The following is a 9,031-nucleotide window of genomic DNA, read 5'->3' as shown; positions in this document are numbered from 1 at the left end:
ACCGCGCCCAACTCGTCGTCCTCGCCTACGAGTCCGGCCTCGTCACCCCGCGCAACTCCTGACCTAACCCAGCGGCACCCGCCAGGTCAGCCGGGTGCCGCCGCGCGGGCCCGGGCCGATGCTGGCGGTTCCGCCGCACTCGCCGGCCCGGCGTTCGATGCCGAGCAGGCCGCTGCGGGCGAGGTCGGCGGGCAGCCCCACCCCGTCGTCGCAGACGTCCACGACCAGGTCGTCGCTCACCTCGACGGTCACGATGATCTGGTGCGCCTGGGCGTGCCGGATCGCGTTGGACACGCCCTCGCGCAGCACCGCCAGCGCGTGCTCGCCGACCTCCGCCGGCACCAGGGTGTCCACCGCCCCATTGATCCGGATCGTGGGCGACGCCGCCGCGTCCGTGGACACCTCGGCGACCACATCCAGCATCCGCCTGCGCAGGCTCACCCCCGAGCCGTCGGCGCTGGTGTTCAGGTCGAAGATCGACGTGCGGATGTCCCGCATGGTGTTGTCCAACTGCTCGATCGCCCGCAGCACGCGCCGCCGGGCCTCCGGGTCGGCGATCCGGCGCACCCCGCCCTGCAGGCTCATCCCGGTGGCGAACAGTTGCTGGATGACGTGGTCGTGCAGGTCTCCGGCGATCCGGTCGCGGTCGGCGAGCAGGTCGAGCTGGCGCTGGGCGCGCTGCTTGTCCGCCAGCTCAAGGGCCAGCGCGGTCTGGTCGGCGAACGAGGCCAGCACCGGCACCTGCTCCTGGGCGAACTGCGCGGAACCCTTGTCCCGCAACGCCAGCAGCACGCCACTGACCCGGCCGCCGGCACCCAGCGGCACCGCGAGCGCCGGGCCGTACCCGGGGTCCGTCTCGCCGAGGCCACCCGGCATCGCGTGGGTCAGATCGGGGATGAGCGCCGGGATCGCGCCGGACACCACCTCGGCGATGGCCGGCTCGGCCACCGAAACCGCCGCCGAGAGCAGCCGTTCGGCGTACTCCCCGGCCCCGGCCCGAACCACCAGCCGGCCGTCCTGCTCGGGATCCAGCAACAGGATGAGCGCGCAGTCGGCGGCCGCCAGGCGCAGCACCCGGTCCACGATCAGCCACAGCGCCTCGGCGCCGCTGGCCCCACCGAGCAGGCTCCCGTTGACCTCGGCCGAGGCCTGTAACCACCGCTCCCGCAGCAACGCCCGCTCGAACAGCCGGGAGTTCTCCACCGCGATCCCGGCTGCGGTGGCCAACGCCTGCAACATCACCTCGTCGTCGGCGGTGAACTCGCCCCCGCCGCGCTTCTCGGTGAGGTAGATGTTGCCGAAGATCGCGTCCCGCACCCGGATCGGCACCCCGAGAAAACTACGCATCGGCGGATGGTTGGCCGGAAAACCCACCGACGCGGGATGTTCGGCCAGGTCCGGCAACCGGATCGGTCGCGGATGCTCGATCAGCTCACCGAGCAAACCCTTGCCCTGCGGCAAATGTCCCATCAGCGCACGAACCGGCTCGTCGATTCCCACGTAGACGAACTCGCTCAGACCGCCCTCGGCGCCGAGCACTCCCACGGCCCCGTACCGGGCGTCGACCAACTCCACCGCGGTCTCGATGATCCGCCGCAGCGTGCCGTGGAGCTCCAGACCCGAGCCCACCGCCAGCACCGAGTCCAACAGCCCCTGCATCCGGTCCCGGGTACGGGCGATCTCGGTCAGCCGGTCCTGCACCTCGCCGAGCAACTCGTCCAACCGCAACCCAGCCAACGACACCCGAACCTGCGCCGAGGGCTGCCCGTCCACCATGCCGACCCGCCTTTCGCCGGGTTCACTGTGACATGTGGCCCCGCCCGCGCCAAGACGCTCTCACCCGGCGGTCCGGCTCACCGGATCAGTTCGGAGATCGGCATGCGCGGGCTGGGCGTCGCCGGGCGGGTCGGGTAGCCGAGCCGCAACAGGGCCTGCGGAAAGCCGGGCAGGTCGAGGTGTTCGGTCAGTCCGGCGCGAACCTCGGGCACCTGCAGCGGCTGGGTGAGGATCGAGCCGGCCAGGCCGGCGTGCGTCGCGTGCAGCCAGATGCGCTGCGCGGCCTGCCCGGCCCGGACGTGGTCGGCGATACCGTCGTCGGGAGTGTGCACCAGCAGCAGGAATTCCCGCCGGAGCCGGTCGGCGAGGACGTCCGGGTCGGGCAGGGACGTGGTGGTGCGCACCAGCCCCGCCCAGGGCAGCGTGTCGTGGCTCAGCCGGGGCCGGGGCAGCCCGCCGCCCGGGGTGTAGCCGCGCTGGGTGTTCGTCCAGGCCGCGAGTTCCCGCTGGTAGACCGGGTCCTGGCGGTATACGAGCCCGGCGTGGTCGAGCAGGGTGGCCAGTACCCCGGCCTCCGCCAGGCCCTCGATGCGGCGGGCGGCCACCCCGTCGGTGTGCGTGGCGAGGAGCTCACCGCGCAGTTCGTCGGGAACCGGCCGGTCCCGCAGCGGCATCCGGTAGCTGTGCCGGTGCGCGATCGCCGCGTGCAGCGCCAGGTCCACTTCGGACGGTTCCCGCGACCGGGTGGCGCAGATCCGGGCCAGCTCGTCGGGCCGGTCCGGGTCGGCGAACAGCGTGGCCGTCGCATCCCGGCCGAGCACCCGCACCGCGAGCAGCAGGTTGGTCAGCGCGGCGCCACAGGAGATCAACCGGTCCCGGCCGGTCGCGTCGTGCCCCGGCAGCGACAGGTCCCACCGCTCGAACAGCGCCACCTCACCGGCACCGAACTCCAGCGCCCACGGCTGGGTGTTGTGCACCGACGGCGCCCGCTGGACCGCGAACGCCACCGTCGCGATCTCGCCCCGGGTCCACTGTGTCCTGGTGCTGGAGCTCATGTGTCGAGGATGGTGGGCGGGAGCCGGTTGCGGCAGTGCCGCAGGGCCCGGGTGCGCGGGACCGAAGTCCCGGTCACCGGGTGCGCTGCCGGACGTCGATGACCCCCGGGATCGCGGCGATCCGGGTGAGCGTGGGCGCCAGCACCGCGCCGGGTTGCCCGGCGCCGGTGAGGAGCACGATCCCGTCGTCCACGCTGACGTGCAGCGGGTGATCCAACTCGTACTCGACCTCGGCCAGGATCTCCTTGTCCGGCCGGCGAAACGCGCTCAGCAGGTCGCGTGCGGTCAGCAGGCCGACCAGCCGCCCGCCGTCCACGACGAAGACCCGCGTCCAGCCGTGGCGGACGAACGTCCGGACGGCGTCGGCGATCGTGGTGTCCGGGGCGATGGCCGGCGCCGGCGCGGTCATCAGCTCGATCGCGGTCAGCCGGCGGCTGCCGGCCCGCCGCCGGTTCGGCCGGCCGCGCAACAGGTCCAGCTCCGACACCAAGCCGATCACGGCCCCGGTCGCGCTGACCACGGGCACGGCACCGGCGCCGCGGTTCGCGAGCAGTTCCAGGATCTCCTTGAACGGCGTGTGCGGGCGGACCGCGTCGGGATCGCGGCGCATCACGGTCGCGACGGTCGTCTCGTTCATCCGTTGCCTCCCTTGCCACCGCCCACTCTCGTCCGGATCCGCGCCGGCCGGCAGCGACTCGAGACCTCGACCGGCAGGGACCTTCGACCCGCGCGACCTGACTATCCACTGTGGGCACAGTAGGTCGCGCGGACCGGGGGTGCTGCCCGATCGGGCAGCGCCGGGTGTCTGGTTCGCGGCCTGCCGGGTCATGATCAGCCCCAGGGGCCCGGTGGCAGGGTGGCGCACATGGCCGAACAGGACGAGAAGAGCTGGTGGGACGAGGCCCAGGAGTGGGTGCACACCCAGGCGAGCGAGCCGGACCAGCAGCCGGTCGCCGTCGAGACCGACGAGCTCACCGCCGAGGAGTTGGAGCAGGCCCGGTGGCAGGCGGAACTGGGCGAGTACATCGACAGCGTGTGCGGACATCTCAAGCTCGAGGTGGATGCCGCCTACCAGCAGGGCAACATCCTGCTCGCGACATCGAACACCTCGACCCGGGAGGAGTTCGAGGCGTTCACCGGGCAGTGCGCGGCGCTGTCCGTCCAGGGTTACACCGCGGCCAGCCAACTCGTCGCCGCCGGAGTACAGGAATGGGTGTACTCGGTGAAGGCGTGCAACGAGGTCGGCCACTGGGCGACGTCGGCCTCCGGGCACGCCGGCTCCGCGGCCACCTCCGAGTCCCCGACCGAGATCCACGGCTTCCTCGGCAGCGCGGTCGAGGACCTGCAGCACGCCTCGGCCAGCATCAACGGCGCCTGATCGCCATGCCCTAGGGTGAGGCCGTGCGGACCTTGCACTTCGGCCTGCGGGTGACCGATCTCCAGCGGTCCCTCGCGTTCTACACCGCGCTCGGCTACCAGGTTCTCGGCACCGTCCCGGAGACCGAGTTCGGCAGCCTGACCATGCTGGCGCTGCCCGGTGACGAGTTCGTCACCATCGAGCTCGTCCATGATCCCGGCAACACCGCCGGCCTCGGCACCAACCGCCTCAACCACTTCGTCATCAAGGTGGAGTCGATGGCGGACACCGTCGCCGAGCTCGCCGCCCGAGGCGTCCAGGCGCAGACACCGGGTTCGCCGGACGGCTCGGCGGACTTCCTGACCACCTGGCTCACCGACCCGGACGGCAACCGGATCGAGTTGGTGCAGTGGCCGCCGGGCCACGCCGACGGCCTGTCCGCGGCCGACTGGCCCTAGTGCCCCGCGCCGGCTTTCTGCGCGATCGCGCTGACGTAGGCGATGTGGCCGAAGAACTCCCCCGCGTCACTGCGGCGCTGGGCCTCGGCCCGAAGCGCCTGTGCCACCTCGGGCCCGATCCGGCCGCCGGCGAGCAGTGCGTCGGTGCCCCGGTCGATCAGCGCGAGCAGGTAGCCGGACGCGGACGGGGCGTCGAGGTAGTTGTGCCCCCGCACCCGGATCCACTCGAAGCCGGCGGCGCCGAGCAGCGCGGGCAGCCGCCGGGCCAGCCACCGGTCGTGCACCAGGAAGCCGACGGCCGCCTCGGCACACGCCTGCAACGGATCGGCGGCCGAGGTGGCCACCGAGACCGTGGTGTAGTCGCCGTCGAAGATCGCCACGTGCCCGCCCGGCCGGAGCACCCGCATCGCCTCGGCCAGTGCCAACTCCGGGTCGTCGACGTGGCAGAGCACCGTGTGGAACACGGCGACGTCGACCGAGCCGGGGGGCAGCGGCAGAGCCTGCGCGTCGCCGGTCATGAACGTCAGGTTCGGCAGTCCCGCACCCAGGGTCTCCACCAGCGGCGCCACCACGGCAGCGTCCGCCGTGGCGATCGTGGTGTACACGTCCGGCATCCGCGAGAGCCTAGTGCGCCGCGTTTGCCTTTCCGTGGCTGCGGGTAGGCCCCGAGCCATGGACGATGTCCTGATAGTCCGGGTCACCGACGAGGTCGACGTCCAGACGGCGCCCGCCCTGCAGCAGACCCTGGACGAGACCCTGGAACGCATGACCGGCGGCTGTGTGGTCGTCGACCTCACCGACGTCGCCTTCTTCGGGTCGCCCGGGTTGGCCGTGCTCGCCAACGCCGCCGTCAAGGCCGACGAGCAGTCCTGCCAGCTTCGCGTCGTGGTCGGCGTCAACCCCATCGTCCGCCGCTCGATCGAGGTCACCGGGCTGGACCAGGTGCTGGTTCTCTGCGTGAACGTCGTCGAGGCGGCCACGCTCTGAGGCGTGCCGCGGGTTACGCCGGGGCGGACGGCTTGCCCGGCTCGTCGCCGGGTTCGGTGGGTGGTTCCGGCTCGCCCGGAGGCTCCTCGTCCCTGGCCGGCTCGGGTTCGGCCGGCTCGGGTGGTGCGACGGGCGCGGGCGGCGCAGCAGGTGGCGCGGCGGGTGGCGGGGGCGCCCCGCCGGCGGGACGGGTCGCGGGCGGGCGGCGGTGAACGACGGCCACCACGAGCAGGACCAAGCCGATCACCAGCAGGCCGACCGGTAGCCAGGTGCTGACCAGGGCGAGTTGGGTGCTGCGCGACTTGGCCCAGTCGGCGCGCTCCTGGACCGACTCCTGCGTCTGGCTCAGGTTGATGTCCAGCACCGGCAGGAGCGGCACCGCCACCGCGCCCAGGGCGGCGGAGGCCATGATGGTGCGCTGGATCGAACTGTCCACCGGCGATCCGAGGTCGGCGTCCGCCCAGACCCCGTACTTGCTGGTGACCGTGTAGGTCAGCGGGATGGGGTCGGGCAACCGGCCGAGCATCGGCTGGACCGCCCGCTGGACCTCGGGCGGCAGGTACGGCAGCAGGGTGCCGGCCAGCGCCTTGGGTAGCCCGGTGGGCAGGTTCGCGGTCAGCACCGGGTTCTTCGCCGGGCCGGACGCCTCGGCGACGTAGTGGTTGGTGGCGCGGCCGCCCCGGTCCTCGGCGCCGACGTACTTCAGCGTGACGCTGGTCTGCGTCGGCGCGTCGTAGAACTTGTAGGAGTCACCGGGTTCCGGCGAGATCGGCAGCGTGATGGTCAGGTCGGACTGCGTCTCGACGGTCATGCCCTCCGGCGCGGTGCCCTGGACCCGGCTGGTCCGGTCCACGGCGTAGACGTGGTTCTCGCCCACGGAAAGCCGGCCGACGTCGAGCACCGTGTCGTCGTGCACGATGGCGACGTTGCTGGTCGACTCGGAAACGTAGACGTGCCGGTCCAGCTTCGCATCGGTCTCGGCGATCAGGGCGTTGGTCCGGTCGCCTGCCATCAGAGACTTGACGTCGAGGCCGGAGCCCTTGCCCGCGTAGTGCACCGTGACGTCCAGATCGGACGGCAGCTTCTTGGCGGCCGGCACGACGACCAACCAGACCACCAGGGCGCCCACGAGCAACAGCACCCCAACGATCCCAAGCACGATGGACGATCGGCGCACCGGAGCTCCTCGGGGTCGTCAGGTCAGTCCTCAAGCGACACTTGCGCCGAATGATCCAACGCCCCTGGGAACCCCGCAACCGCAACTACCGGATGCCGGCGGTCATCCGTCGAGTTTCTTGCGTTGCAACGGACGTGTGGCCGGGCCTTCCAGCACGGCGCCGTCGACGTCGAACCGCGAGCCGTGGCACGGGCAGTCCCAACTGGACTCGGCGCCGTTGAACCGCAGCAGGCAACCCAGGTGCGTGCAGCGCATCGACACGGCGTGCAGCCCACCCTGATCGTCGCGGTAGACGCCGGTCTGCCCGAGGCCGTCCCGCAGCACCCGCGCCTCGCCGCGCGGCACGTCGGCCGGATCGGACACCTCCGCCGGGCGCAGCCGATCCCCGACGAGGTCCACCGCCACCTTCCCGTTGAGCCGAGCCAGCCGGGGCAGACTTCGCAAGCTGAACCGGTGCGGGGTGAACAGCTCCGCCCACGGGTTGCTCTGGCCGGTCAGGATGTCGGTGAGCAGCAGGGCCGCCGCGGTCCCGGTGGCCAGGCCCCACTTGCGGTACCCGGTGGCCACGAACAGGGTTCGCGAACCGGGCTGGTACGGGCCGATCATCGGCAACCCGTCGTAGGCGTAGAGGTCCTGCGCCGACCACCGGTGGGTGATCTCGGCGACGTCCCAGTGCTTCCGCGCGAACGACTCCAGGGTCAGGTAGCGGCGCGCGTCCACCCCGCGTTCCCCGGTGGGATGGCCCTCGCCGCTGACGATCAGCGCGTCGCCGCACGAGGCGATCGACCGCACCGGGTCCCCGGCGTTGATCGCCAGCTCGGCCGGTGGCTCGCCGGACCGCAGCCGGGCCGCGACGCAGTACGACCGCACCGGCTCCAACTGGGCGAAGTACAGGCCCCGGTCCAGGATCGGCGCGTGCGTGGCGATCACGATCCGGCCGGCGCGAACGGTTCCGCGAGCGGTGCGCACGCTCGGCGCGGCGCCGGTGCGCACCTCGAGCACCCGGCTGTCCTCGAAGACCCGGCTCCCGTCGCCGTGCACGGCGGCCGCGAGCCCCCGCAGGTAGCGCACCGGATGCAGGGACAGCTGGTCGGCCAGCAGAACCGAACCGTAGGTGGGAAACGGCAGGCCGCTGCCGCCGGGGTCGAGCTCGACCCGGAGCCCGGCCTGCTTGGCCGCCTCGAACTCCTTGGCAACGGCCGCCCGCTCGGCCTCCTCGATGGCGTAGGTGACCGCCGGACGGCTCCGCAGGTCGCAGTCGATGCTCTCCTGCTTGACGACTCCGGCGAGGGTCTGCACCCCGGCCAGGTTCGCCTCCGCGTAGCCGGCCGCCGCGGCCGGCCCGTGCCGGTCGACCAGTTCCGAGTAGACGGTCGCCTGCAGCGCGCTGACCTTCGCGGTGTTGTTGCCGCTGGCGCCGCTCCCGACCCGGCCGGCCTCCACCACCGCGACGTCCAGGCCGGCCCGTTTCAGCAGCAGCGCGGTGGTCAGGCCGGTGATTCCGGCGCCGACCACCGCGACATCGGCACGCACCTCGCCGGCCAGCGCGGGGTAGTCCACGCCCGGCTCGGAACCGGCCAACCACAGCGACTGTCGTTCGGTCGTCGTCCGCATGGGACGTGGCTACCCAGGGCACCCGGCCTTACACCCGGGTCAGTAGCCGTAGGGCCACCGCGTCGCGGGCGACCGGCCCGGCGCCGCCAGCCGGTGGTCGTTCTCCAGTACCTGCCGGTGAACCTCGGCCAGGGCCGGCGACGGGTCCAGGCCGAACCGCTCGACCAGGACCGTGCGGGCCCGGGCGAACGCCGCCAGCGCGTCCGCCTGCCGGCCGGCCCGGTACAGCGCGCGCATCAGCTGACCCCAGAGCCGGTCGTGCCCGGGGTGCTGCTCGGTGAGCCCGGTCAGCTCCGCGACCAGTTCCGCGCCGGCGCCGATGGCGAGTTCGGCGTCGACCCAGTCCGCGACGGCGGAGATGCGCATCTCGTGCAGCCGCCGCGTCTCCGCCCGCAGCTGGGCCACGCCGCCGAACTCGTCGTAGGCGTCGCCGCGCCACAGCGACAGGGCGTGGGTCAGCCGTTCGGCGGCCACCGCCGGTTCGGCGGCCAGCGCCTGCCGCCCGGCCGCGACCAGGTGCGCGAACCGCTCGGCGTCGAGCATGCCGGGCGCCAGCCGCAGCACGTAGCCGGCCGGGTGGGTCACCACGGTCAGCCCGGCACTGGCC

General features: G+C 72.6%; 10 protein-coding genes. 3 read left to right on the top strand and 7 right to left on the bottom strand.

What is annotated here, in order from left to right; all coding sequences use genetic code 11:
• Positions 1–63: 63 nt before the first annotated feature.
• The 3 genes from VFO68_RS15930 to VFO68_RS15920 form a co-directional block, all read right to left on the bottom strand.
• Complete coding sequence (locus tag VFO68_RS15930) at positions 64–1,776, bottom strand: GAF domain-containing sensor histidine kinase (protein ID WP_325159069.1); 1,713 nt, start codon at positions 1,774–1,776, stop codon at positions 64–66.
• A 77-nt stretch (positions 1,777–1,853) separates the two neighbouring features.
• A complete protein-coding gene (locus tag VFO68_RS15925) occupies positions 1,854–2,831 on the bottom strand; it encodes an Acg family FMN-binding oxidoreductase (protein WP_325159068.1) in 978 nt (325 codons plus the stop codon).
• Between the two features lie 73 nt (positions 2,832–2,904).
• Entirely contained in the window at positions 2,905–3,468 is a 564-nt protein-coding gene (locus VFO68_RS15920) for an HPP family protein (RefSeq protein ID WP_325159067.1), read from the bottom strand.
• A 228-nt stretch (positions 3,469–3,696) separates the two neighbouring features.
• Here VFO68_RS15920 and VFO68_RS15915 point away from each other — a divergent pair, with 228 nt between their 5' ends.
• Both VFO68_RS15915 and VFO68_RS15910 read left to right on the top strand, forming a co-directional pair.
• Positions 3,697–4,209, top strand: coding sequence for a hypothetical protein (locus tag VFO68_RS15915; protein ID WP_325159066.1), 513 nt, complete (start codon positions 3,697–3,699; stop codon positions 4,207–4,209).
• A gap of 23 nt (positions 4,210–4,232) precedes the next feature.
• A complete protein-coding gene (locus tag VFO68_RS15910; protein ID WP_325159065.1) occupies positions 4,233–4,646 on the top strand; it encodes a VOC family protein in 414 nt (137 codons plus the stop codon).
• Here the strand turns inward: VFO68_RS15910 and VFO68_RS15905 are convergent.
• Positions 4,643–5,260: a methyltransferase domain-containing protein gene (locus VFO68_RS15905; RefSeq protein WP_325159064.1), complete on the bottom strand. Its 618-nt coding sequence runs from the start codon at positions 5,258–5,260 to the stop codon at positions 4,643–4,645. The genes VFO68_RS15910 and VFO68_RS15905 overlap by 4 nt on opposite strands.
• Positions 5,261–5,318: 58 nt before the next feature.
• Between VFO68_RS15905 and VFO68_RS15900 the strand changes: the two genes are divergently transcribed.
• Positions 5,319–5,633 carry an STAS domain-containing protein gene (locus VFO68_RS15900; protein ID WP_325159063.1) on the top strand — a complete coding sequence of 105 codons (315 nt, stop codon included), beginning with the start codon at positions 5,319–5,321 and terminating at the stop codon, positions 5,631–5,633.
• Between the two features lie 13 nt (positions 5,634–5,646).
• Here the strand turns inward: VFO68_RS15900 and VFO68_RS15895 are convergent, their stop codons facing one another.
• The 3 genes from VFO68_RS15895 to VFO68_RS15885 form a co-directional block, all read right to left on the bottom strand.
• Complete coding sequence (locus VFO68_RS15895; RefSeq protein ID WP_325159062.1) at positions 5,647–6,810, bottom strand: porin PorA family protein; 1,164 nt, start codon at positions 6,808–6,810, stop codon at positions 5,647–5,649.
• Between the two features lie 102 nt (positions 6,811–6,912).
• Positions 6,913–8,424 carry an FAD-dependent oxidoreductase gene (locus tag VFO68_RS15890; protein ID WP_325159061.1) on the bottom strand — a complete coding sequence of 504 codons (1,512 nt, stop codon included), beginning with the start codon at positions 8,422–8,424 and terminating at the stop codon, positions 6,913–6,915.
• 39 nt (positions 8,425–8,463) lie between these two features.
• Positions 8,464–9,031, bottom strand: a 568-nt coding sequence (locus VFO68_RS15885) for an AfsR/SARP family transcriptional regulator (protein WP_325159060.1), incomplete at its 5' end; no start/stop codon positions are given.

It is taken from the genome of Actinophytocola sp. (genome assembly GCF_035712165.1).
GTDB lineage: Bacteria > Actinomycetota > Actinomycetes > Mycobacteriales > Pseudonocardiaceae > DASYTH01.
This window is presented reverse-complemented; position numbering and strand designations above follow the sequence as displayed.

What these genes read in the sequence shown, in the direction of transcription:
- VFO68_RS15930 (WP_325159069.1), bottom strand. Translation starts at nt 1,776, where the DNA reads ATGGTGGACGGGCAGCCCTCGGCGCAGGTTCGGGTGTCGTTGGCTGGG.
- VFO68_RS15925 (WP_325159068.1), bottom strand. Translation starts at nt 2,831, where the DNA reads ATGAGCTCCAGCACCAGGACACAGTGGACCCGGGGCGAGATCGCGACG.
- VFO68_RS15920 (WP_325159067.1), bottom strand. Translation starts at nt 3,468, where the DNA reads ATGAACGAGACGACCGTCGCGACCGTGATGCGCCGCGATCCCGACGCG.
- VFO68_RS15915 (WP_325159066.1), top strand. Translation starts at nt 3,697, where the DNA reads ATGGCCGAACAGGACGAGAAGAGCTGGTGGGACGAGGCCCAGGAGTGG.
- VFO68_RS15905 (WP_325159064.1), bottom strand. Translation starts at nt 5,260, where the DNA reads ATGCCGGACGTGTACACCACGATCGCCACGGCGGACGCTGCCGTGGTG.
- VFO68_RS15900 (WP_325159063.1), top strand. Translation starts at nt 5,319, where the DNA reads ATGGACGATGTCCTGATAGTCCGGGTCACCGACGAGGTCGACGTCCAG.
- VFO68_RS15890 (WP_325159061.1), bottom strand. Translation starts at nt 8,424, where the DNA reads ATGCGGACGACGACCGAACGACAGTCGCTGTGGTTGGCCGGTTCCGAG.